At 61.1% G+C, this 23,510-nt stretch carries 14 protein-coding genes and 1 pseudogene; 7 read left to right on the top strand and 8 right to left on the bottom strand.

What is annotated here, in order from left to right:
* Positions 1–7: 7 nt before the first annotated feature.
* The gene (locus B5P46_RS24935; RefSeq protein ID WP_129421068.1) at positions 8–1,471 is read right to left on the bottom strand and encodes an aldehyde dehydrogenase; all 1,464 of its coding nucleotides are present in this window, start codon (positions 1,469–1,471) and stop codon (positions 8–10) included.
* Between the two features lie 237 nt (positions 1,472–1,708).
* On the opposite strand from B5P46_RS24935, the gene B5P46_RS24930 reads away from it, so the two are divergent.
* Positions 1,709–2,608: a helix-turn-helix transcriptional regulator gene (locus B5P46_RS24930; RefSeq protein WP_129421067.1), complete on the top strand. Its 900-nt coding sequence runs from the start codon at positions 1,709–1,711 to the stop codon at positions 2,606–2,608.
* A 410-nt stretch (positions 2,609–3,018) separates the two neighbouring features.
* Here B5P46_RS24930 and B5P46_RS24925 read toward each other — a convergent pair whose 3' ends face one another.
* Both B5P46_RS24925 and B5P46_RS24920 read right to left on the bottom strand, forming a co-directional pair.
* Positions 3,019–5,595 (bottom strand): DEAD/DEAH box helicase family protein, encoded by a 2,577-nt coding sequence (locus B5P46_RS24925; RefSeq protein ID WP_129421066.1) that lies wholly within the window; start codon positions 5,593–5,595, stop codon positions 3,019–3,021.
* The gene (locus B5P46_RS24920; protein ID WP_129421065.1) at positions 5,592–7,733 is read right to left on the bottom strand and encodes a site-specific DNA-methyltransferase; all 2,142 of its coding nucleotides are present in this window, start codon (positions 7,731–7,733) and stop codon (positions 5,592–5,594) included. Before B5P46_RS24920 ends, B5P46_RS24925 begins: the two co-directional genes overlap by 4 nt.
* Before the next feature lie 283 nt (positions 7,734–8,016).
* On the opposite strand from B5P46_RS24920, the gene B5P46_RS24915 reads away from it, so the two are divergent.
* Complete coding sequence (locus B5P46_RS24915) at positions 8,017–9,435, top strand: PIN-like domain-containing protein (RefSeq protein ID WP_129421064.1); 1,419 nt, start codon at positions 8,017–8,019, stop codon at positions 9,433–9,435.
* Positions 9,436–9,813: 378 nt separating this feature from the next.
* On the opposite strand, the gene B5P46_RS24910 is transcribed toward B5P46_RS24915, so the two are convergent.
* The 4 genes from B5P46_RS24910 to B5P46_RS24895 form a co-directional block, all read right to left on the bottom strand.
* Positions 9,814–11,220, bottom strand: a complete 1,407-nt coding sequence (locus tag B5P46_RS24910; RefSeq protein WP_129421063.1) for an adenylate/guanylate cyclase domain-containing protein — start codon at positions 11,218–11,220, stop codon at positions 9,814–9,816.
* A 348-nt stretch (positions 11,221–11,568) separates the two neighbouring features.
* Positions 11,569–12,678 carry a sulfite oxidase gene (locus tag B5P46_RS24905; protein WP_129421062.1) on the bottom strand — a complete coding sequence of 370 codons (1,110 nt, stop codon included), beginning with the start codon at positions 12,676–12,678 and terminating at the stop codon, positions 11,569–11,571.
* 586 nt (positions 12,679–13,264) lie between these two features.
* Complete coding sequence (locus B5P46_RS24900) at positions 13,265–16,288, bottom strand: AAA family ATPase (RefSeq protein ID WP_281023591.1); 3,024 nt, start codon at positions 16,286–16,288, stop codon at positions 13,265–13,267.
* Positions 16,272–16,508 (bottom strand): hypothetical protein, encoded by a 237-nt coding sequence (locus B5P46_RS24895; protein WP_129421060.1) that lies wholly within the window; start codon positions 16,506–16,508, stop codon positions 16,272–16,274. Before B5P46_RS24895 ends, B5P46_RS24900 begins: the two co-directional genes overlap by 17 nt.
* 587 nt (positions 16,509–17,095) lie before the next feature.
* On the opposite strand from B5P46_RS24895, the pseudogene B5P46_RS24890 reads away from it, so the two are divergent.
* A pseudogene (locus B5P46_RS24890) lies at positions 17,096–17,564 on the top strand (NUDIX hydrolase).
* A 100-nt stretch (positions 17,565–17,664) separates the two neighbouring features.
* On the opposite strand, the gene B5P46_RS24885 reads toward B5P46_RS24890, so the two are convergent.
* A complete protein-coding gene (locus B5P46_RS24885; RefSeq protein WP_129421059.1) occupies positions 17,665–18,150 on the bottom strand; it encodes a MarR family winged helix-turn-helix transcriptional regulator in 486 nt (161 codons plus the stop codon).
* Positions 18,151–18,348: 198 nt separating this feature from the next.
* Between B5P46_RS24885 and B5P46_RS24880 the strand changes: the two genes are divergently transcribed.
* From B5P46_RS24880 to B5P46_RS24865, 4 genes are read left to right on the top strand one after another with little or no spacing between them, the layout of a single operon-like run.
* Entirely contained in the window at positions 18,349–19,935 is a 1,587-nt protein-coding gene (locus B5P46_RS24880) for an AMP-binding protein (RefSeq protein ID WP_129421058.1), read from the top strand.
* 41 nt (positions 19,936–19,976) lie between these two features.
* Entirely contained in the window at positions 19,977–20,801 is an 825-nt protein-coding gene (locus B5P46_RS24875; protein WP_129421057.1) for a p-hydroxycinnamoyl CoA hydratase/lyase, read from the top strand.
* A 38-nt stretch (positions 20,802–20,839) separates the two neighbouring features.
* Entirely contained in the window at positions 20,840–21,946 is a 1,107-nt protein-coding gene (locus tag B5P46_RS24870; protein ID WP_129421056.1) for an NAD(P)-dependent alcohol dehydrogenase, read from the top strand.
* 21 nt (positions 21,947–21,967) lie between these two features.
* Positions 21,968–23,407 carry a coniferyl aldehyde dehydrogenase gene (locus B5P46_RS24865; RefSeq protein ID WP_129421055.1) on the top strand — a complete coding sequence of 480 codons (1,440 nt, stop codon included), beginning with the start codon at positions 21,968–21,970 and terminating at the stop codon, positions 23,405–23,407.
* Positions 23,408–23,510: the final 103 nt, after the last annotated feature.

The raw sequence follows: 23,510 nt of genomic DNA, 5'->3' as shown, positions 1-23,510 counted from the left end.
TCTCAATTCAGATCGGGTAGTGCCGTTTTCCCGAGGCCATGGTGATCCATCTGAGCTCGGTGAATTCATCGATCGCGGCCGTGCCGCCGAAGCGGCCGTAGCCGCTTGATTTGACGCCGCCGAACGGCATTTGCGGCTCGTCGGAAACGGTCGCTTCGTTGATGTGGCAGATGCCGGATTCAAGCCGCATGGCGACGGCAAGTGCGGCATTGACGTCGGCGCTGAAAACGGCGGCCGACAGCCCGTATTCGTTGTCGTTGGCAACCGTGACGGCCTCATCGACGCTGCCGACCCGGATGATCGCCGCGACCGGTCCAAAGCTTTCCTCGCGGTAGATACGCATGGCAGGCGTCACGTGATCGATAACGGTCGCGTCCATCAGCGTGCCGTTGGCCTGGCCGCCGCAGACGAGCACCGCGCCCTTCTGCAGGGCATCATCGACGAGCGACCTGACGCGCCTGATGGCTTCGGCGTTGATCAGCGTGCCGAGCGGCGTGTTGCCGTCCTTGGGATTGCCGGCGACGAGGGTTGCCGCTTTCGTCCGGAATTTGCCGACGAAGCCGTCGGCGATCTCGTCCATGAGGATGATCCGCTCGGTCGACATGCAGATCTGGCCCTGGTTCATGAACGCGCCGAAGGCGGCAGCACGCACGGCCTCATCGATATCGGCGTCGGCAAGGACGATGAACGGCGCCTTGCCGCCGAGTTCGAGCAGGCAGCGCTTGAGATGCCTTGCCGCGGATTCGGCAATGATCCTGCCGACACGGGTGGAGCCGGTGAAATTGATGCGGCGCACCGCCGGATGGGCGATCAGCGCATCGACGACGGCGGCGGCATCGCTCGGCGCATTGGAAACGACATTCACGACGCCGCGCGGAAAGCCGGCGTCACGAAGGACGTCGCCGATCAGACCATGGGTTTTCGGGCAGAGTTCGGACGCCTTCAGGATGATCGTGTTGCCGCAGGCAAGCGGCATGGCAACGGCGCGGGTGCCGAGGATAATAGGTGCATTCCAGGGGGCAATGCCGACGCAGACGCCTGCCGGCTGTCGGACCGCCATGGCGAGGCTTCCCGGAATGCCGGAAGGAATGAGTTCGCCTGATATTTGCGTGGTCATCGCCGCCGCCTCGCGAAGAATATCCGCGCCAAGCCCGCAATTGATCGCCGCCCATTGCGCGGTGGCGCCGGTTTCGCCGGTCATGGCGGCGATGAGTTCGGGCGTGCGGGCCTCGAGGATATCGGCTGCGGCATTCAGGAGCCTGCGCCGTTCACCCGGACCGGTTTGCGACCAGTCCGGAAAAGCCGCCGCGGCCGCATTGGCTGCCCTTGTCATGTCGGCAACGGATCCTGCCGAGGCGATCGTTGCGACATCGCCGGTCAACGGATCGATGCGTTCGAAGGTGGCCCCTTCGGAAGCATTCATCGCCTCGTTGTTGATCATCAGCTTTGCCGAAAACACTGGTCCACCCATTCGTCCCGCATTGGCGCCACGTGATGACGCTTGCATTGTCGCCATGGGAGAAAACGAGTGGACGCGGCGCCACGAGGGCGGCCTGACCATTCCTGCATCTGTTGAAGAGCCTCCTCCCAAAGGCTGGTGAAGAAGAGGTTACGCCGATCTGGCGCGGATGGAATGCGATTTATTGGGTTAATATTGTAATTATCCGGCGTTTGCCGCATTGTTTGTCATGGGAGCGGAGGAGAAGCGTTGGCGACGGACGGCGGGATTCATCATTATGCCAGGGGCGAGTGGCACGCTCCGTCGTTGTCGCACCGGCGCATCCGTTTTCAAAAAGGTCTCTATGCCGATTTCCACCATTTCCTTCTGCTCGGCGAGGGGAGTGGGGAGCTTCACTTCGACAATGGCGAACATCGGCCGCTGCACGGACCGCTGCTTGCCTTCCTGCCGCCGCAGGCGCGGTGCGACCTGTCGATATCAGCCGGAACCGCGGCTCATCTGGTTGGCGCTTCGCCGCAAATCATGGTCGATGCGATCGGTGACAAGGTGGAATCCTATTCGCTGCGCATCTTCACCGAACAACGCAAGCTGGTCGAGGCATTGGATCCTTTGACGGTCACTGAAATCAGCCCGCTGATCTCGGGCTTCGTGCGGGAGCTGGGCGATCCCTCCCGCTCCTCCTGGATGGTCGCATCCGCCTATATCAGGCTCATCCTGATGGCGCTGTGGCGCGGTTCCGATAGCGAGAGGAGCGAGCAGCGCGGGCAGGGCGAAGTGGGATCGATCCTGCAGAGATATCGGCAACTGGTCGAGGCCGGTTTCCGCCAGCACCGGCCGATCAGCGACTATGCCGCGGAGCTGGGCGTCACGGCCGACCGGCTGCATTCCACCTGCCAAAGGGCACTCGGCCGCTCGCCGATCCAGCTCCTGCACGAGCGCGTGGTACAGGAGGCAAAGCTGAGATTGGAACGATCCGCCCGCAATATCCAGGAAATCTCCGACAGCCTCGGCTTTCGCGACCCGACCTATTTCAGCCATTTCTTCAAACGCAAGACTGGCCTCTCGCCCGCCGGCTACCGCGAAATCGCCCGCGCCTCGGCCGGTTCGGAAAACAGCATGCTGTCCTCAGGCTATGCGGATTGGCCTTAGGTTCAGGGCATTGATCAAAGTAATAGCTTGCCAATCTTGGGTCACACTTCATGCTGCCGGAATCCCAAGCCGCAGTAGGACTGCAATGCGCCAGGAGCAGTCGTTGCCCCGGCGTGAAGGAATGACCGCTACGGGGCCGGTTGCCGACTGTCGGCTCCTGGTTCCGCATTGGCGAAAGCCGCCATACACAATCGAGCCCTCGATTGTTGATCCAGCAAATTTTCTTCAACTGAAAGAGGCGATGCGGCTTTTGGCAGGACCTGGACAACCCGATCCGTCTGGGTCTTTTCCAGCACTTCCTTTCTGGCGGTCTTACACGCCCAATGCCGTCGTCCTTTAGATCCGAAAGAAGGCTGAACGCCCTGTGCCGGCTGCCAATAAGGCACTCAGCGACGTCATTTAGTCGGGCATTAGTAGGCGCGTGCCAGCATGCTCTGGTAGAGCTCAGCCGCGCTCTCAGCTTTTTCAATAGCGTTGCGGACGATTCTGTCGGTGAGATCGAGAACTTTTAATTCTTCACCGATTTTAGCGACGGTTTCGATCCGCCGAAACGCGCCAGCATGCGTTTCCGCATACTGGGCCAAGCCGCGTATCTTGGGCAGTGCATCGCTAAGTTGGGTACCATGCGGGTCGACGAGATCCGCCACCACCGTTCCATCGCCTAGTCTCGACAGAAACAAGAAGTCGGGGCGGAGGATCTTATAGCCGCCGCTCGACTCATAAGCGATGCCAAGAGCTTCTGGCGTCGCTCTCGCTGGGTTGCGATACCAAGCTTCGAAACCAACGCGGGCACTCTCACGATCAAGCACGGCTTGCTCCCAGCCATTAAGCTCGGCGGGGAACAGGCCTTCGGCGTCGCACATGAGATGGCCCCGATATCTCGGCAGCGGAATCTCCTCCCCATTTTGCTCGCGCGCCATTGACGCGACGAGCCACTCGCGCGGATGACCGAGATCCTGTGCCTCGGGTTCCGCGCTCATTGCGCGGATTTGGCGATACTCCTCCTGACGCTCGTCCCCGAGCGATTTCATCGCGATCCGGTAGTGGTCCAACCACCGCCGCGTAAGTCGCTCGGCCTCGATTTCCAGATACTCGCGCACCCCCTCCACTGAGGCGAGGGCCGCAATTTCGACATGTGCAGCGATCAGCGCCTCTTCTGGGTCACTTCCTGGCATGTTGCGCGCAACATGCTCAGCATATGTGCGAGCAAGATCAGGGCTAAAAATCCGCGCGGCGCGCCTATAAGCATCGTCGATCACTGCCATATCGGCACTTTCGACGAAGGCATTAAACCGCGTCTCTTGCGCGTGGAGGTCCGCCGTAAGTGCGACGCCCTCGACCGTAAGGACCGACTGCCTCGCTGCTTCCAACTGACTAGCGTAGCGCACGCGTGCCGCGTCGAGCGCCGCATGCATTTCGCGGTGCGCTTCCTTACCGGCATCAGCAAGGATTCCATCTGTCGCCAATTCGTGCGCTAATGCGGTGAGGCGTTTAACGGGCCGCGGCGCGCGGTGGGGAAGCGACTGCGATGGCAGCGAAAGGAATCGAGCCCAAGCATCGGCCGCAACCGATGGGTTGGGCATCATCTCGGCAGGATTGATAAAGACACGACGGCCAGAAAGCGGCTTCTCCCCGTCGCCCCCACCCGCCATCAGTGCATCGGCAACCGCCTTCACCGCAGCCCTATCGAAGAATGGAAGCAGGCAGTGAACGGAATTCAGCTTGTCGTTACCCGGGATGCGCCGCGCGAGCGGAGTGCGCACCATGCGACCGAGGAGCTGGGTAATATGGGTTGGATCCTGCGCCGCGCGGAATGACACCATCACCTCTGCACGTGGACAATCCCAGCCGGTGCTGATAGCATCTTTGGCTATCAGCACGCGAACCCAAGCGGAATCCTGAACCCTCTCTGGCGAGATATACGGCACCAAGTGACGCCCGAATGTCTGCGTCACGTGCTCACCGAACACGTGAGCGATCGCATCCTGAGACAAGCCAGGCCAGCGCTCGTAGATCATGTCCAAAGCTCGGCCGATCTCGTTAGGGTCGGGTGTGTTCCTGACCTGAAGGACGAGCAGAGGCTGGACGATGGGACTGCCAGGCTGTTGCGCCGCATAGTCAGCCCATGCCTGACTCGATTCGACGATCTTGTCCGTTGCCCGCCGTACCAACACCGTCTCGAAATGCCCAGCCTCGTCGGGAATATCGAGAACGATCGTATCTTTCAGTAGGCCAGATTCCTGCACCTTTGAAGGATCGACCGCGACGCCGGGCAAAATGCTCCGCTCCCGCGCTTCGCGCATCGCGACGTTGAACCGCTCGACCGTAGCCGAGATGCCCCACACGATCGGCATCGGCGGCATCGAGCCTCCTCCGTTGATTAGTCGGCGAACGATGGTCGATCGGTCCTGCAGGTTGCGGCCTTCGCCCATCCCGCGGTGCGCCTCGTCGAGCACCAGATAAAGTGTCAGCGCCGGATCCTCCATCGTGTTCCGGATGGTGTCCCAGATCGTATAGGAGCGCGCGTCCGGCCGTATGTGAGGCAAGCTCGGCTCCGCCTCATCCTCCGGTTCGTGACCACGGACAAGCAAGCTATTTCGCGACAGCTTATGGGTATTGAGGAAGTATACCTTCCTCGGCGTGAGCTTCTCGCGGTTAAAGCTATTCTCGACGACGTGCAGGTCGGTCCAGTTGAGACGATCAGACGCCTCCCCCAACCGGAAGCGCGTCTGTTCGTTCAGCGAAGGATCGTCGCTGAACCAGATAACCACAGCGCCCGGATCGGCATCGAACTCAAATGTATCGTCACCGTGAAAGAGAGCTTCGAAGACCGCAGCAGCCATGATGGTCTTGCCCGCGCCCGTAGGTGCAGTCAGCGAAAAGGCCTGAACCTCATTTTCCTCGCGCCAACGGCGCCGAGCTCGGCTAAGCCGCTCCAGAACTTCGGAGACGGCGTCTTCCTGGTAATCCTTCAGCGTGAACTTCATTCGGTGCCCCCGCTGACGAACCGGAAATTGGACAGATAAGACTCGTAAAGACGCACCGCCTCGATCCCATTCGGAAGCTGGCGCGACACCGATTGGTAGCGCCTGTCGTCATTTGTCACGATAAAAGCGTGCGTGGCGTTTTCGGCTTCCCTCATCGCTGCGCAAAACTCCGATGCTCTGTCTAGATCGACAAGTAGACCGTACGCCTGGACGATCATCCAGCCGTCAGCCGGGACCTCATTAATACGATCGCCAAAGGCGCCGGCGCGAAGCCAGAGCAACGGGGCAACACGCTGAAACGCGAGGTTGTGGCTGACTGCGATCGGCGTTTCATAAGTGAGGGTAAAAAATTCCGCATTCTCGGCGAAGCCTTCGGCCATCGGGAATTCATCATTAAACCGGTAGTCACCGGGGACGGCCGTGCCATCAGCACGTTTCCCAGTGATTGCGGCGGCAATACGAGGCTTGGTGATGTAGTCGCATATCCCAAGTCGCTCCCACTCCTCATCGCCCGGTCGCAAGCCGCTACGCCGCAACGCTGTCTGCTCCTCGGCGCTAACCTCATTGTTGGTGACGCAGATTGCGCGTCTCGACCCACCATCTTGGCGGTTGAGGCGCATGACTGCGTGTGCGGTCGTTCCTGACCCGGCAAAGAAGTCAAGAATCACTGCATCGGGAATATCAGTTATGAAGAAACGAAGGATATCTTCAACCGCGTAGAGCGACTTAGGGTAGGGAAAGCGCCGACCGACCAGGAGGTTGCTCAAGACACTCGTTCCTCCAATCTCCGCATTATGTGACGCGAGGTTCCAGACGCGCTTTGGTGGTGGGGCATCATCATCGGTCGCCACGGTGCCGATAACCGAGCCATCACGAGCCTTGCCGGTTATTTGAATCGCTCCCGCCGTGATCGCTGAGATCGTGCCGCCGGCAAGATATTGGACTGTCCCGCTAAGCGTTGTGCGGTTCCAGCGATTCACACGAACGTATCCCCTCGCCCAATTGCGCTTAAGGACCTCAGGCGTTAGGCCCCAGAGCATCTCTGTCCCGTCCGGCTTTAGCGGCCACAGCGCGACGCTGCCTGGAGGAAGGGCGATAGTTTCACGGTCGATACCGTCCGGGACCGGGTTGCCGACCGCTTGGAGGCGTCCAGTCGCCTCGTCGACGAAGATTGGATAGAATTGGTTAGGCCGAGCTCCCCGCGTGCTGCTCGGTTCGCGCCGGCGCAGACCTAACCATTCGAGTGCTTGCTGGTCGCCGGCGTCGCCCTTAATGGGGTCAAGCATGTTGCGCACCCAAGGGATGAGTTTTGCCTCGCCTAGCGTTACGACAAAGATGTGTTCTTCAACCCGTGAAAATTTGCCGACCCTCACCGCACCCTTCGCGCTGATGACGCTTGTCACCATCTGGATATCTGCTTCCGGGAAGACCTGCTCGATGAGCAGCGCGAGGCGGTGGACCTCCTTTTCGTCGATGCTGACCAAGATCACGCTGCGTTCTGGCCGCATCAACTCACGCGCGATGCGGAGCCGCCGCTCCATCATGGCAAGCCATTTACTATGTCGATACTGATCCTCAGCCTCGACGTAATCATTGTTGTATTTCCAGTCCCGCGCGCCCGAATTGTAGGGGGGGTCGATGTAAATCGCATCGATCCGCCCGCGATTACTGAACGTCAGCGCCTGAAGCGCGTGAAAATTTTCACCATTGATAACGACATGGGTCGGGCGGGTGTCAGAGCGTTTCACCGCGCCGGTGCTGACAAGCCCCGGATAGATGATGTCGCGAAACTCAGCCATCACAACGAGATCGCCTAGGTCGACAGTTCGCCTGGCCGCCTCCTCCGCGCTAGAGCTCAATCGCTCGACGTCGGCGGTTTGATTAATGCGATCGATATCGCGGACGGTCCAGAGATCACGTGCACCCGGCCCAGCGGAACCTCGCGGCGCACAAATACGAACCTTATCGCCTTTGCGCACTGGGCGCCCTGGAAGCTCGACAGCTTCCGGCCGATGACGCTCGAAATTCAGTCCGAAGGCGCGACGCGATGCAAGAGCACGAAACTCGCGCTCGAGATCTTGACCAAGCTGCGGATCGCTTAGTTTAACCTGGCTCAGTAGCTCCGTCAGCCGTGACAAGCGATCCCCCCGAAAAATTGTTGTCGCGTTTCCCTCTCGCCGATGTTGAATGACATTGCCAGCAGAGCCTGACAAGCAATCACGCAACCTGGCGACTCGTCGAGGCACATGGAGAGCTTTAAAAGAGATTCGCGTATCAGGCGCTACTCCTAGCGACAAATCGCTTCAATTGCAGCATTTATCAGCTTCGAGTCGAGAACATTCAGTACGGATTCGCCGCCGGGCGAAGATGTCTTTACAGTTGAGGATAGGCGGACTGATCCGCGCTGGAGCAACGCACAAAATGAGCAAAAACAAGGGGGAAGCGGCGTTGGAGGCAGCGGCAGTGCTGGAAGTCGAAAAACGCCAGACGGCCCCGCCGTCCAGGCGCGATGATCGGGCGGTGGCGGCAAACCCATTCCTGCTCGAAGACATATTCCCGGACCCAATCGATCTCCTGCGCTCCAGCTTGGTCGCTGGCGTTGCCGATTCTGACGTCCTGGTCGCGATCGATACAAATGCACTGTTGCTGCCTTACGCCATCGGAAAGGACGACCTTGGCGCACTTGCGGCAACTTATAAGAAGCTTGCCGAAGAAGGGCGGCTGTTTCTACCTGCACGATCTGCCCGCGAGTTTATCAAGCACAGGGATCGCAAGATCGCCGAGCTTCTGAAGACGATCGCGGATCTCTCTTCCAGAATTTCGGTCGAAGGGGTCGTCTCTCCAATTCTAGAAGGTCTGGACGGGTACGACGAGCTGAAAAAGGCCGGACAGGATCTTGCCGATGGACGCAAAGCCTATCTAAAGGCGCTGGGCCGTATTCGCACTGGCGTGACTGCGTGGCGTGGTAACGACCCTGTCACCACCCTTTACGCGGAGGTATTCGCCGCGGGCAACGTCATCGAACACGAGGAAGAACGAGAAGCGCTTCAGACAGAATGGACGGACCGATTAGCGAACAAGATACCTCCGGGCTACAAAGACGGGGGCAAGTCGGACACCGGCATTGGCGATTTTCTTATCTGGAAAGCGCTGCTACGAATCGGCAGAGAAAAGCAGAAGGACTTGGTATTCGTCACTGGCGAGGAGAAGGCGGACTGGTTCGTGCGCTCGGGTGGCGAGCCCGTCTTCACCCGCCCCGAACTGCTGATCGAGTATCGTAGGGCATCAGGCGGGAACAATCTTCATCTCTCCAGCCTCGCCGAGCTGCTGCGGCAGTTCGGCACGGCGGACGAAATTGTGGAGGAGGTTCGGTCAGCCGAAGCGTCAGCGAACTCTGCGGTACGGATGCAAGCTTCCGCGGCCTCAAAAGTTCGGCGGACGGGCCCATCGGGTCTGGCGTTGGCATCAGGTGAGATCGACTTCGATTATTCGCGCGACGATGGACAGATTAGTGTGCCGTCGCCTTTGGGCAGCATTGATCTGCGCTTTTCCAAAGCAAGCGATACAAAGGTGCACCTGTATCGTACGCCTACGCTAATCGCGATTGTGCGGTTGACGGGCGTTGTTCGGGACGATCTCCTCGACATGGGGGAGTTCGACGGCAGCTCACACACTTACACGATTGCCCTAGGCGAAGCCTTTGCCGCGTTGAACAAGACGGGTGAGGTCTTGGTTGGAAGGGTCCTAGCGATTTCCGACGACAGCCGCGGCGCATCTGCCGATCGAGTGCGATTTGAGTATCGAATTTTCCAATCCGGCGTGCCAATGAGCGCGCCCTGACAGCGCTTCTTCTCAGCCTGGATTGAGGCGGCAACACCTGCGCTGCGGAAGCGATATGCGGTCGAGTAACAGCGCCTTCCTGTCGAGCCGTAAGTTTAGACAATGCGGTACATCCAGATCCGCATAGATTTGGAAGAACTCGCTATTCGCAACAATGGAGCTCGCGTGAGAATACCTAGCTCGTTTTGGCTTGGCTACACTGGCGTCATTGCAGACTGAAAATATGCGAATCGTCCGCTCGAGGGATGCTGCCTAGCCTTCCTAAACAGCCGGAATAAAGGCGCAAAGCTGCCGAATACTGATTGCCCAATGAAAGTCCGCTTCCAGCCGTTTGCGGAAATTGCTCAAGTTCACTTGACGTCGAAGAGAAGATTAACCTCACGACAGCGCAAAAATCCTGACCTCTCTCCCGATCCCCTGAAGCTCCGCCATTCGGGAGGCCGATGTGATGCCGCTGTCGCGGAGGATCTCTGAAACTTGGGCATCCTCAACGATCGCCTCCGTCGTCATGATCACATTGGGATCGGCAAGGCCCTGGACGCGGGAGGCGATATTGACGGTCTGGCCGAAATAGTCCTGCCGGTCGTTCAGGTTGACGGCGAGGCATGGTCCCTCATGGATGCCGATCTTCAGCAGAAGATCATCGCTACCGTGTTCGGCATTTAACCGAAGCATCGCCTCCCGCATCTTGAGTGCCGCCGCCACCGCGCGGTCCGGGCTCGGGAAGGTGGCCATCACGGCATCGCCAATGGTCTTGACGACCGCTCCGGCCTCTGTGGCGACGATTTCGTGAAGAACCCGGAAATGCGCTCGCACCAGATCGAAAGCGGCAAGATCTCCGACGCGCTCGTAAAGCGCGGTCGAGCCCCTTAAATCGGTGAAGAGGAAAGTCAGGCTGGTGATCTTGAGGCGCTGGTCGACGTCGAGCGTGTCGGTCCGATAGATGTCGCGGAAGCTCTGGTTCGTCAGCAGGCGCTTGGCTGTCAGGAAAGGCCGCCTGCGGCCCAAGAGGTCGTGCAGCTCGTCTCCTGCGATGCAGACATTCGGCACCACCCTGCGATCGGTGTGGTTCTCAAGCGTCAGCCGCAGTGAGCCCGGGCGCAGGGTCAGCGTTTCGTTCAGCGCATGCGTTCGGCTGATGATCATCGAGAGGGTTTGACGTTCGTCGGTGGGCTCGCCCTGCACGTCGATGAACTGCGCCGAGTGTGTCACCGGATCGAAGATGATGACGAACTGCGCCGGCAGTTGCAGGGAAACGAAGGCCTTCTCGCCCGGAGCCAACTCGATCATCTCCAGCTGGATGCGCGAAAACCTTGCTTCGAGATCGTCAGGCAGGTCGACCCCGGAGCTAAAGAAGATCTGGCGGTAGTACTCGAGCGGCGGCAACCGATCGGGATCGTGACCGGCAATCCTGCGCACGCGCGGGCTGACCGTAAACGTGACCTCGACCATCTCGTCGAGGGTCGGCTCGTATCCGGCCGCGCAGAGCGCGCAATGGTACGTCTCGTGGACGACGGTTTTGAGGGTTGCTCCGCTGTCGAGGACGCCGCCGCATCCCGGGCAAAGGACATTCCAGGTCATCTCGAACGCGCCTATGCGGGCTGCATGGAGAAACGCGGCGATGGTTTTCTCTTCATCGAGATGGTGCTTATCGGCGAAAGCGAGCGCATTGATGCGATTGAGCTCGCGATCCGAGCCATGCGTGACGACGTTTTCGATGCACTCGACCGTCCGCGGGTCAGCCGCCTGTCGCAGGGAGGCAAAAAGTACGTCCACTTCGCTCATGAGACAAGTCTCCGTGTGCAGAACCCACGGCGGACGACGCCAGGATGTGGATCATAACACGGGGGTTACCCAATAGAAATCTATAGGCGTGGACGCTGCCTGCTGCCCAAGCGACTTGGACTGTTCATTTGTAGAGCGCCGCAGCCAACGATCCCCGACCGCTTCGTCGCAACATGGTCAATGACAAACCCGTGAGTGCTTTCGAGCCAATGACGGACATCAGTGCTTCCGGTTTGCGCCCTCATAATGGTCATCGAGCCACCCGTCGCTGTTGCTGCAAAGCGGACATGACGCAGGGACAACGCGGGTCGCTGTTGCGCCAAGCCGCCATTCCGCCCCATGCGGTGATTAGATCACGAATTCCTCCTGGTACGTCTGTGGCTCGGGAACGACCGTAACCTCCACCGGAATGATCCAATTGGCCGCGTAGCTCTCGCAGTCGGAATGCTGGAGGTCGGGCTGCACGCACCCCGCCCCATCGATCGCGCGACATCGCAGTATGTATCGCCCCACGTCTTCAGGGGTCCACATGTACTCCCACAAGCGCCATGCAAAGGGACGTTCTGTTTCGAGAAGCCTTCCCTCGCGCCAGCTACTGCCATCTCCGGTGCAGACCTGCACCTGCCGGATAGCAGCCTCTCCGCTCCAGGCGGCTCCGAAAATCCGGTACGGTTGGCCGACGATGAGATGCGCTCCCTGTACGGGACGCGCGATCTGCGCTTTGACCTCCATCTCCGCAAGGGGGACCAGCCTGGGTTCCCCGAGGCTGCGCTCCCAACGGAAATAGTCGCGCGCCTGCCAGTAGCCAAGGAACGGTTGCTCCACAACCGTGATATCAGTGATCCACTTGACCCAAGCCATGCCGAACCAGCCACCCACGACCGCGCGTAGCGGGTAGCCGTGATCGCGCGTCAACGGCTCCTCGTTCATCGAATAGGCAAGGATCGTGCTGTCAGCCATGGCCTTCTCGAGCGGTAAACTGCGCGCAAAAGCGATGGGGCCGGGAGAAGCCGTTTTCTTGTTCGTGTCGACGACGCCGCTGTCGGCGCCTGCGAGCAGAATCTCACGTGCGGTTCGCTTAACGCCCGCCATTTCCAAAATCTCGCGGAGAAGAACACCTGTCCAGGCGGCATTGCCGACGGCTCCGTTCTGCCACTGCAACCCCTCCCTCGGCGGCACATAGTAGACGCGCCCGTTCCCTGCGCACTCGACGACGGCGGTGAAAGTCGTGCTCCGCATCGCCTTGATGCTGTCGAGGCCAAGTTCGATCGGCCGCTCCACCGCCCCGCCAACGCGCAATCTCCAGTCTCGCGCATCGAGTTCCGGCGAGGGGAAATGGTTTCGCACGAAGAACTGCTCGGTTGGGATCAGCCAATCGGAGAGCGACGGAAACGGAAACTCGATGTTCGGTGGGGATTTCTGTCGAACTATTAGACTGGGTTGCTGTGGTGTCGGCATCGTCCTCGTCTCCCCTTTCAACAGCACAACGTCGGCTCTCGGTCGCGCGAATCCGGTACGATTACACCGCCCCTCGCAGTGCATCTGTCGCATTTCGCCTTCGGGCCGCATCCTAGAGCAATTCCAGGAAAAGTGCGAAGCGGTTTTCCGTCCGGAATTGCGTAAAAACAAAAGGATAGAGCGGTTCTGCGCTTCCGTTAAAAGCTGAACCGCTCTAGCACATACCGCACGTTCCTCGGATCGACCTCGAACGGCAGCAAAGGGGCCGACGGCGGTCTTGACCGCTTTGCGCCTCCATCTCGGTCATAGAGTCCACCCAAGGACGTCTCGAAAGCGGACAATGCAGTGGACTGGCGAGGTGGCAAGTTTGCGGCTTGATTTAGACCGCTAACGGCGGGATGACCAGTTTCCAAAAGGTGACATTAATAATGACGCAACTGGGGGCCGGTCGATTATTTCAGCGTGTGTGTTCGAAATCCCGTTGGGCCGCCAGTCCTGCTGAGCAACTATTCTCCACCTTTTTACACAGCGGCTCAGATGCCAAGGTTCTGCCGCCCTCTGCCGATGACGACGGTAAAGTGCGAAATTACCCGCGAACCCAGAGCGTTGCCTTGTTCCGCCTTGCGCGGTCCTCCGCGACCCGAAGACTCCGCGCCGCGCCTTGCCGATCTCCCCCGGCGGAGAGCAGCATGGCTCTGGAACGCGCCAATAGTGGCTCGAACTGCGCCTCGCCGAATCGCGCCACTCTTTCGTCGTGCCGGTCGAGCAGGACGGTCGCATCGTCGAGCCGCCCGACCGCGACATAGGCATCCGACAGCAACGTTGCGAAGAATGCCTGCCAGTTCTCGAAGCCGGTTATCGCCCAGAGCTGGGCGCCCTCCTCCATCTGCCGGATTCCGGCTTCGGTCTGGCCGCGCCGGACCTTTACCCAGCCCTGGCAGACGAGCGACATGGCGGCGAATTCGGGAAAGCCCTGCCGCCCGGAAAACTCGAGACTTTCCTCGCTGTAGCGCGCAGCAGTCGGCACATCGTCCCGCAATATCGCGGTGACGAAATTCGCTAGCAGCCCGAACCCGAAGGCATGTGGACGCTTCACCAGCTTCGCTATATCCAGGGCGGACCGGGCAAGACGCGCGCCCGCTTCCGTTTCGCCCATCACGGTATGGGTCAGACCGAGATAGAACCTGCCAAAGACCCCGAACTCCTTCAGGAAGCGCGTGTAGAACTCGCGATGGAGTTCCGGATCGTAGCGCTCTACTGTGGCGCTCAGATGCGCAAGAGCCTCGGCGTTGTCGCCTCGATGCCAGGCCACCAGACCTCGCATGGTATGGGCGGCGAGGAACGCGCCATCCGACGGTTCCGCCTCCAGGATATCGAATATCTCGTCGGTCGTTGCATCGGCATCGGCGAGCCTCCCGCAAGCCCAGGCGTGCAGCGCGGTGTTATAGATGACAGGGATCAGATTGTCCGGGTTGTCCTGGCCACGCAACAGCGTCAGCGCTCGCGCCTGCGCGGCACCGAAAGCCGGGCTACCCGGACCGCGGGTCACCATGAGTGTCGGGCCCTCGATGGCACGCAACCGAAGCTCGACCCGGTCGCGCTCAGGCCCTTCGGGCACCGATTCAATCGCAGCGAGGCCTTGCGTGATATGTGCGAGCGCTTCGGCGGCGCTGCCCTCGCCGGCGGCCGCCATTGCCGCCGCAAGGCGCCACTCGGCGGATTCGGCGTTTCGGCCGGCCTCCAGCAGATGCTTCGCCAGCACCTCGGCCGACAAGCGGCGGCCGTCTTCCTCCGAGAGCATCGCGTCGACCACGGCCCCGTGCAGACGTCTCCGCTCGGCGGTGCTCAGCGACGCATAGACGGCATCCTGCACCAGCGCGTGCTTGAAGCTGGCGGCGCGACTGCTTCCCATGCCGGCGTCGCGATGCGCGATGTCCGCCGTCTCCAGCGCGTCGAGAGCCTTGTCGAAGGCGTCCTTGCCGAGTTCCGACAGGCTTCTGACCAGTCGCAGGTCGAAGACGCGGCCGACGGCCGCCCCGATGCGGGCTACCTTCTGCGCGTGCGGGTTGAGCCGGTCCAGCTTGTTCTGCACAAGCCCGCCCAGCGTCAAAGGTATGCTTCTTAACTCCGTCTCTCCCGTTCCCTGGCGCGCGCCAAAACTTTCCGCGAGCATCAGGGCGTATTCCTCGATGAAGAGAGGGACGCCGTCCGATTTTTCGACAATGGCCTGTAGCGCCTTGCCGTCCAACCCGGCGGCTCGGCCCGCCGCCTTCGCCAGTTCGACGGCCTCGGCGTCGCTCAGGCGGTCCAGCTGCACGACTTCGCCAAACGTGTTCAGCCGGTCGGCGAATGGTCCCTCCGGCCTGGTGGTCGCGAGCACGACGGCAGCATGGTCGGGCGCATTCCTTACCAGGTTTTCCAGGAACTCGGCCGACGTGGGATCTATCCAATGCACGTCCTCGAAAACCAGGAAAAGCGGGCGGCCCGGCATCGCCGTACTGAACACTTTTCGCGATAGTATCTGGAAGGCCAAGCGGCGTTTGAGCAGGATGCCGATGTCGGCGTTGGCTTCCTGCCCCGGGCCACTCGACGCCACCACGTCCATCAGTACTGCCGTCTGCTCCTCGTTCGCCTGCCAAGCCGACTGGAACAGTCTGCGAAGCTTGTCGCGGCGAGTTTCCGGCGGATCGTCGGCGTTCACGCCGGAGACCCAGTCGAGGTAGTCCTTCACCGGGTGAAGCGCGGAGAACTGGTGTATGGGCGAACATTGCAACGACAGGTAACGGACGCTCTCCTGCGCTTCGTCGTGTCGCAACGTATCGATGAGCCTCGATTTGCCGATGCCGGGCTCGCCGACCAAAACGGCGGCGCCGCCGCCCCCGTCCGACGCCTGCGCCATCATTTTGCGCAGCAGCGCAAGCTCTTCGGCCCGCCCGACCAGCGGCGTGCGCCGCTCGCCACGCAGCGCTTCGAAGCGGCTGAGCCCTTTGCGCCGCCGCGGCTTAATGCGGTAGACGGCTTCCGGCCGCTCGAAGCCCTTCAGCGATTGCTGCCCAAGATCTTCGAATTCGAAGGCCTTTCCCACCAGCTTTCGCGTGGCGCCGCAGACGATCGCAGTGTTTTCCAAAGCGAGCGCCTGCAGCCGCGCCGCCTTGTTCAGGCAGGCGCCGACCACGTTCTCGCCGTAGTGATCGCCCGGCTTCTCGTGGATGAGGACTCGACCGGTGGCGATGCCGATCCGCGCGGCAAGCGTGAAACCCGCCGATTTGCCGCTCATCTGCTTAAGGTTCTGAAGGATCGTCCATGCCGCCTGTACGGCGCGGAGAGGATCGTCCTCCATTCCCCGTGGATACCCGAAATAGCTGATGACACCGTCGCCGAGATAATTGGCGACAATGCCGCCTTGCGCCCGCGTCGCCTCCGTGCAGAGGTTGTGATAGACGCGCAGGAGATCGCTGAAGGCTTCGGGGCCCTGCTCCTCGAGCAGCGTGGTTGATCCCACAAGGTCGGCGAACATCACCGTCAGCTGGCGATTTTGAGACGGAGCGCTCCATTCCTGCCCCGACGAACCGTCAAGCCGGCCGGATGGCCCCCTAGTGAACGTCGACATGGTCTTGGACGTAGATGTCGTTGCCGGCCGCGGCATCGGCGGTTTCCGGATAGTCGTAGTTCAGGCTCCGGTACGTGCCCTGCCGCTGGCTCTGATCGCGATAGAGGCCGTTGTTCGAGGCGAATGGATCGGCGGCGAATGCCGGCGACGTGAGGGCCACCACGAGCGGCGGGACGGACACTGCAATTTGAATGTGAAGCCGACGAAGTCCCTGCCACATGCGAGCCGCGCCCGATCCTGCTAGATTTCCGGACCTCAGTTTAGCACGGAACATTGAATCCACTAGAAGCTATGTCGAGCCGAAACAGCGTTTGAATCTTAAAGCGCGCTAAGACCGTCGATTCTGAACGAAACGAGCGCTAGTGACTCAGCCGAAAAATCGACAACGTCGACAGTCCGATTGCGCTGCCTGACGTGGATTTCGCGGCGCGTGCCTATCTGTTGGCCCAAAGGATCTTGGAATAAGTGCCGAGTGTTCGCCTTGGTTCGATTGTGAGTTCCTGGCGTCGACGTGGACCGGCGAATACACTTTCGCGGAACTTCTTCGCCACTCCAGTGGCCGCACACTTCCGCTTGACCCTGTTGTGATGAAATATGCCCACGTCAATGGGTGACGATGGATTGGAACATTGCGACCGCTTTCGAAGATGCGGCACCAGAAGCGGACCAACGGGAACCGGCCCGGAGCAGGCTTTCATTGGGCAATCAGTGCTTCCGGTTTGCGCCGGAAGCGGACGTTGTGCGCGTTGCGGAATTTCCTGTTATGCCAACCGACGACGCAAAGGATCATTTTGGAGGAGAGGGCGAATGGCCGAAATTCCAATCCGTTGTTTTGCTGTATCGGTCGTCGTCATCCGCAAAAGAACGTCTGGATATGAGGTGCTGCTTTTACGCCGAAATCACACGTTGGTTGGTGAGTGGTGCCAGTGGCCGGCGGGATCGAGGACGGCGAGAAGGCCTGGGAAACCGCGTTGCGAGAGGTCTGTGAAGAGACAGGCCTGATCTGCGACTTTCTCTATTCCGCAGATATCTGCGAGCAATTTTATGAGGCTGATCGCAATGCCATCAGCATGCTGCCCGTCTCGTCGGCGTTGTGAATGCCGAGCAGACAGTTTCTATCAACGATGAGCACAGCGAATTTCAGTGGGTGTCATTTGCAGAGGCCATGGTGCCGTTCGCTGGGCAGCGCCATGTTCTTAAACACGTCGAGGCGGAATTCGTGAATCGGGAGCCCATTGGGCATCTTCTCATCCATGAGATGTCGCGGGAAATTTAAGTTTCTTCGAAGCCTATGACTGGGTTGAGCCGGGAGCGCTCATGATGCTTCTCTGCTGCAAGTGGGTCTGAACCCAGGCCCGCCGGGAAAAGCGACGGGTTCAGTTCCCCTTGTAGATCCGCTTCAGCGCAGCCAGCAGCGCATCCATCTCATCGCGCGAAAACAGGTCGATGAAACGCTGCTCGTGCGTGTCGATCAGCTTGCGCGCCTGTGCGAGCATGGCGCGTCCCGCCTCGGTCAGATGAAGTTCTTGGCGGCGGCGGTCCGCCTGGGAAGGCCGGCGCTCGATCAGGTCGCGGGCTGCCAGCCGGTTGACGAGAGCCATCATGGTCGCGCGATCGGTGCCGAGCGTATTGGCCAGGTCGATCTGCGATGCGCCGGTATTGACCGCAAGCAGCTCCATCACCGCGAGCTGTTTCTGCGTCAGCGCCAGCTCCTCCATGGTGTCGGCGAAGTCGCGATAGATCGCGACATGCGCCATGCGCAGATGAAAACCCAGGAGATCACCGAGCCGGCCGACGTCGAGCGGCGGTGTTACGGGTGCCTCTTCGCCCTCGACATCGTCCTGCGGTGCTTGCTTGGTCATTGTTCGTCTCGCCTGGTTCAGGCGCCATAACCATCAAAATCAGCAGGTTAGTCAATATCGCCGATCTCAATTTCTCCCGCGCCCGTCCGAATGAGCGGATTGCCGCAAACGGCCCTTGCATCTCCGAGAAAAGATATTAGTATGTGTTGCATACAAATTTGGTGCCTGTTGTGGGAGCGACGGGCATGGGAGGAAATAATGGCGCATTCCTTTTCCGGGGTAGCTTCGTCGGCAGATTGCGGACTGGTGACGGATGATCCGATCCTTTACCGTGCTCGCGTCGCACCGGACCGTCCGGCTCTGTTCGAGATCGCTACCGGCCGGCAACTCACCTATGCCGAACTCGATGCGCGGATCGCCTGCTGTACCGGCCTCCTGAGCGATGTGCTCGGAGCGCGCCGCGACGGGGCCTGTGTCGCCATGCTGGCACGCAACTCCATGGATTCGATCGTGGTCGCCTTTGCCTGCCAGCGTGCCGGCGCCATCTACGTGCCGCTCAACTGGCGCCTTAACGCCGCCGAGCTTCGGCCGATCCTTGCCGATTGCGCGCCGGCTCTGCTCGTTCACGACGAGGAGTTCGCGGCAACCGTCGCCAGCCTTGTGAGCGCCGATCCTGAGATGGGGGTGATATCGACGGCCGACGGTCCGGCCGGGCTGGCAGCACGGATCGAGGCAAGTCTTCCGGCTGCTCCGGTGCCTGCCGATGCCGATGGCCCCTGCGTCCTTCTCTACACCTCGGGCACGACGGGACAGCCGAAAGGCGTCGTCATCACCCGCCGCAACGCCTTTTTCGCCGCCATCAATTTTTCCGTCGTCGGAGAGATCGGGCCGGGATCCGTCGCCCTGTGCGACCTGCCATTCTTCCACACGATCGGGCTGATCGCAGTGGCGCGCACCACATTGATGCTGGGCGGCACGCTTGTCGTTTCTGACCGCTTCACGCCGGCGCGAACGCTCGCAGCCCTTGCCGACCGGCAGCGTGCCATCACCCATTATTTCGCTGTGCCGCAGATCGCGCTCGCCTTGCGCAATGACCCTGCCTATAGCGCCGCCGCGCTCGCCGGCCTGCATGCGCTCTTCGTCGGCGGCGCGCCGCTGACGCAGGCGCTGATCGAAAGCTATCTCGACGACGGTGTTGCGCTGGTCAACGGTTATGGCATGAGCGAGGCCGGAACGGTTCTGCACGTGCCGATCGATCGGCGCGCCGTACAGGACAATCCCGGCAGCGTCGGTCTTCCCGCACCCTTGCTCGACATTCGCATCGTCGATGAGGACGGCCGCGAGGTTGATGACGGCGAGATCGGCGAACTCTGGCTGCGCGGGCCGGCCGTGACGCCTGGCTACTGGAACAAGCCTCAGGAAACCGCTGCCGCCTTCACCGACGGCTGGTACCGCACCGGCGATCTCGGCCGGCGCGAAGCGAACGGCTTCTATCGCATCGTCGACCGGCTGAAGGACATGTATATCAGCGGCGGCGAGAATGTTTACCCCGCCGAGGTCGAAGCAGCGCTCGCAAGCCATCCCGATATCCTCGACGCCGCGGTCGTCGGCATTCCCGATATCCGATGGGGCGAATGCGGCCTCGCCTATGTCGTGCTGCGGCCGGGTGCCGTGGCAACGGGCGATGAGATCGCCGGCCATTGCGCGGCAAGGCTCGCCGCCTTCAAGCGCCCGGCCCGCATCCTCTTCGTCGAGGCCATTCCCCGCACTGCCTCCGGCAAGGTGCAGAAACATGTCCTGCGCCAGTTCCATTCCGACGAAACCCTTCAACGACAGGCCTTGTGACGCGGCCCCGGCATTCACGCCGAAACCCATGGAGTAACCTCATGACTGACATGCAATCGCCGGTTCTGGTCGAATTCGATAGTGGCATCGCTTTCGTGACCCTCAACCGCCCGGAAAAGCGCAATGCGATGAATCCGGCCCTGAATGCCCGGATGCTCGAAGTGCTCGACGAACTCGAGGGCGACGAGCGCTGCGGCGTCCTCGTCCTGCGCGGCGCCGGGCAATCCTGGTCGGCCGGCATGGATCTGAAGGAATATTTCCGCGACAATGACGACAAGCCGCGTGACGTCACGCTGAAGGCACGGCGCCAGTCCGGCAACTGGTGGGGCCGGCTGATGTATTTCGAAAAGCCGACGATCGCCATGGTCAACGGCTGGTGCTTCGGCGGCGCCTTTACGCCGCTGGTGTCCTGCGATCTCGCCATCGCCGCCGAGGAAGCAAATTTCGGCCTCTCCGAGATCAACTGGGGCATTCTGCCGGGCGGCAACGTCACCCGTGCGGTCGCCGAAGTGATGCGCCATCGCGACGCTCTCTACTACATCATGACCGGCGAACTGTTCGGCGGGCGCAAGGCTGCCGAAATGGGTCTCGTCAACGAGGCGGTGCCGCTGGCCGAGCTTGAAACCCGGGTCCGCAAGATCTGCGCCAGCTTGCTCGAAAAGAACCCGGTGACGCTGAAGGCCGCCAAGGACACCTACAAGCGGGTGCGCAACCTGCCATGGGATCTCGCCGACGATTACATCTACGCCAAGCTGGAGCAGATGCTGTTTCTCGACAAGACCAAGGGGCGCGACGAGGGGCTGAAACAGTTCCTCGACGACAAGACCTATCAGCCGGGGCTCGGCGCCTACAAGCGCGGCCGCTGATAGCCGTTTACCAGCCGATCATCGGGAGGAGGAAAGCAATGAAGATCCATGCTGCGGTGGCGCGTGCGCCCCATACGCCGTTTTCGCTGGAAAGGCTCGATCTGGAGGAGCCGCGCGAAGGTGAAATCCTGGTTCGCGTCGTGGCGACAGGGGTTTGCCACACCGATATCGTCATGCGCGACCAGCATCTGCCGGTGCCGCAGCCGGTCGTCCTCGGCCATGAAGGCGCCGGCATCGTCGAGCGTGTCGGACCGGGCGTTGCCAAGGTCAAGCCCGGCGATCACGTGGTCATGACCTTCAATTCCTGCGGTCATTGCCCGAGCTGCAACGATCACGAGGAGACCTATTGCCACGAATTCTTCCCGCGCAACTTCTTCGGTGCGCGCGCCGATGGTTCGAGCGGGCTCTCATGCGAGGGAGAGCGGGTTCACGGTAATATTTTCGGACAATCCTCCTTCGCCAGCCACGCACTCTGCCATGAACGCAATATCGTGAAAGTGCCAGAGGATGCGGATCTGGCGCTGCTCGGGCCGCTCGCCTGCGGCATCCAGACCGGCGCCGGCGCGGTCATGAATGCGCTCAAGGTCGAACCCGGAAAAGTGCTCGCGGTTTTCGGCATGGGTTCCGTCGGTCTTGCCGCCGTGATGGCGGCGCGGGTCGTCGGCGCTTCACGGATCATCGCCGTCGACGTCAACGAGACGCGGCTGGCACTTGCAGCGGAGCTCGGCGCGACCGACATCGTCAACGGCAAGGCGAGCGACGCGGTCGCCGCGATCATGGCGCTGACCGGCGCCGGCGTCGATTATTCGATCGATGCCTCCGGCGTGCCCGCCGTCATCGACCAGTGCGTGCGTGTGCTGGCGCCGCGGGGCACCTGTGGCATCGTCGGGGCCTCGCCCCATGGCGCGACGCTGACGCTCGACCTCACCCATATCCTGTCCGGCGGGCGCCGGGTCCGCGGCATCGTCGAGGGCGATTCCAATCCCGACATTCTGATCCCGTTGTTGATCGACCTGCATCGGCAGGGCCGCTTCCCGTTCGACAGGCTGATCACCTTCTATGATTTCGCCGACATCAATCAGGCGGTGGAGGATTCGGAAAAGGGCGTCGTGCTGAAACCGGTCGTGCGTCAGCCGGCCGTCTGACACCGTTCAAGGGAGGAAACAATGAACACCGTCACCCCAATCGCCACCGATACCAGCCCCGATGCGATGAAGGCGCTGCTTGACCGGCAAAGGGCGTCTTTCCTGAGGGAAGGACCGCCGAGCATCGAGACCCGCATCGATCGCATCGACCGCGTCATCGCCCTTCTCGTCGATCATAAGGATGCGATCGCCGCGGCTCTATCGGAGGATTTCGGCAGCCGCAGCGTCGAGGCGAGCCTGCTTCTCGATGTCTTTACCTGCGTCGGTTCACTCAAATATGCCAAGGCCCATCTTGCCGAATGGCTGAAGCCCGAGCAGCACGAGGCATTGTTCCCGGATGCGGTGGCCGAAGTGGTTTATCAGCCGAAGGGGGTTGTCGGAATCCTGAGCCCGTGGAATTTCCCCTATCAGCTCGCCCTTGCGCCGCTTGCCGGCATTCTCGCCGCCGGCAACCGCGCGATGATCAAACCGTCTGAGGTAACGCCGGCTTCGGCCGCCTTGATGGCGGAGCTCATTGCCGGCGTCTTCGACGAAACGGAAATCGCCGTCGTTCAGGGCGGACCGGCCACGGGCACGGCCTTTACATCACTTGCCTTCGACCACCTGATCTTCACCGGCGGAACTGCGATCGCCCATCACGTCATGCGCGCGGCGGCGGAAAACCTGACGCCGCTGACGCTCGAGCTCGGCGGAAAATCACCCGTCGTCGTCGGCCGCTCGGCCGACCTCGCCGACGCGGCGCGCCGCATCATGACCGTCAAGACGCTGAACGCCGGCCAGATCTGCCTGGCGCCGGACCATGTCTATGTGCCCGAGGAAAGCGTCGAGGCCTTTGCCGGCCACGCGGTCGCGGCGGTCGGCGCAATGTATCCGGCGCTGAAGGAAAATCCTGATTACACGTCGATCGTCAATGCCCGCCATCTCGCCCGCGTCCAGAGCCTGATCGACGATGCCCGGGCCAAGGGCGCTGGGATTGTCGAGATCAACCCGGCGGCGGAGAACTTCTCCCAGCAATCGGCCCATCGCCTGCCCCCGACCATGATCCTCAACCCGACGGAAGAGATGCGCGTGCTGCAGGAGGAAATCTTCGGGCCGGTGCTGCCGGTCATTGCCTATCGCGATATCGCCGACGTCATCGATCGTATCAATGCGAGGCCGCGCCCGCTCGCTCTCTATTATTTCAGCCAGGATCAGCAAGAGGAGGCCCGCGTCCTCGACAATACGACCTCCGGCGGGGTGACGGTCAACGACTGCATGAGCCACGTCACGGCGGAAGGCCTGCCCTTCGGCGGCGTCGGCCATTCGGGCATGGGAGCCTATCACGGCAAATTCGGCTTCCTCGCCTTCTCGCATCCGCGCGCCGTCTATCACCAGAGCAAGATGGTGGAAGCGGAATACATGATGCGGCCGCCTTATGGCGAGGCGATGCGTGGCTTTCTGGCGGCGGCGATCTGCAAGTAGTCGAAGACGCGTTGGACGATGCCGTCGGCAGACGCGATTGCTGGCGGTATCGGATGGCTGCTCACGAATGGCCCGATTGCGCAGGCTTATCCGCATAACGCTA

This window comes from Rhizobium leguminosarum (assembly GCF_004123835.1).
Taxonomy (GTDB): domain Bacteria; phylum Pseudomonadota; class Alphaproteobacteria; order Rhizobiales; family Rhizobiaceae; genus Rhizobium; species Rhizobium leguminosarum_M.
The sequence above is the reverse complement of the archived record's forward strand: the minus strand, read 5'-3'. Positions and strand labels throughout refer to the sequence as shown.

What these genes read in the sequence shown, in the direction of transcription:
- B5P46_RS24935 (WP_129421068.1), bottom strand. Translation starts at nt 1,471, where the DNA reads ATGGGTGGACCAGTGTTTTCGGCAAAGCTGATGATCAACAACGAGGCG.
- B5P46_RS24925 (WP_129421066.1), bottom strand. Translation starts at nt 5,595, where the DNA reads ATGAAGTTCACGCTGAAGGATTACCAGGAAGACGCCGTCTCCGAAGTT.
- B5P46_RS24915 (WP_129421064.1), top strand. Translation starts at nt 8,017, where the DNA reads ATGAGCAAAAACAAGGGGGAAGCGGCGTTGGAGGCAGCGGCAGTGCTG.
- B5P46_RS24910 (WP_129421063.1), bottom strand. Translation starts at nt 11,220, where the DNA reads ATGAGCGAAGTGGACGTACTTTTTGCCTCCCTGCGACAGGCGGCTGAC.
- B5P46_RS24905 (WP_129421062.1), bottom strand. Translation starts at nt 12,678, where the DNA reads ATGCCGACACCACAGCAACCCAGTCTAATAGTTCGACAGAAATCCCCA.
- B5P46_RS24900 (WP_281023591.1), bottom strand. Translation starts at nt 16,288, where the DNA reads ATGTCGACGTTCACTAGGGGGCCATCCGGCCGGCTTGACGGTTCGTCG.
- B5P46_RS24895 (WP_129421060.1), bottom strand. Translation starts at nt 16,508, where the DNA reads ATGTGGCAGGGACTTCGTCGGCTTCACATTCAAATTGCAGTGTCCGTC.
- B5P46_RS24885 (WP_129421059.1), bottom strand. Translation starts at nt 18,150, where the DNA reads ATGACCAAGCAAGCACCGCAGGACGATGTCGAGGGCGAAGAGGCACCC.
- B5P46_RS24880 (WP_129421058.1), top strand. Translation starts at nt 18,349, where the DNA reads ATGGCGCATTCCTTTTCCGGGGTAGCTTCGTCGGCAGATTGCGGACTG.
- B5P46_RS24875 (WP_129421057.1), top strand. Translation starts at nt 19,977, where the DNA reads ATGACTGACATGCAATCGCCGGTTCTGGTCGAATTCGATAGTGGCATC.
- B5P46_RS24870 (WP_129421056.1), top strand. Translation starts at nt 20,840, where the DNA reads ATGAAGATCCATGCTGCGGTGGCGCGTGCGCCCCATACGCCGTTTTCG.
- B5P46_RS24865 (WP_129421055.1), top strand. Translation starts at nt 21,968, where the DNA reads ATGAACACCGTCACCCCAATCGCCACCGATACCAGCCCCGATGCGATG.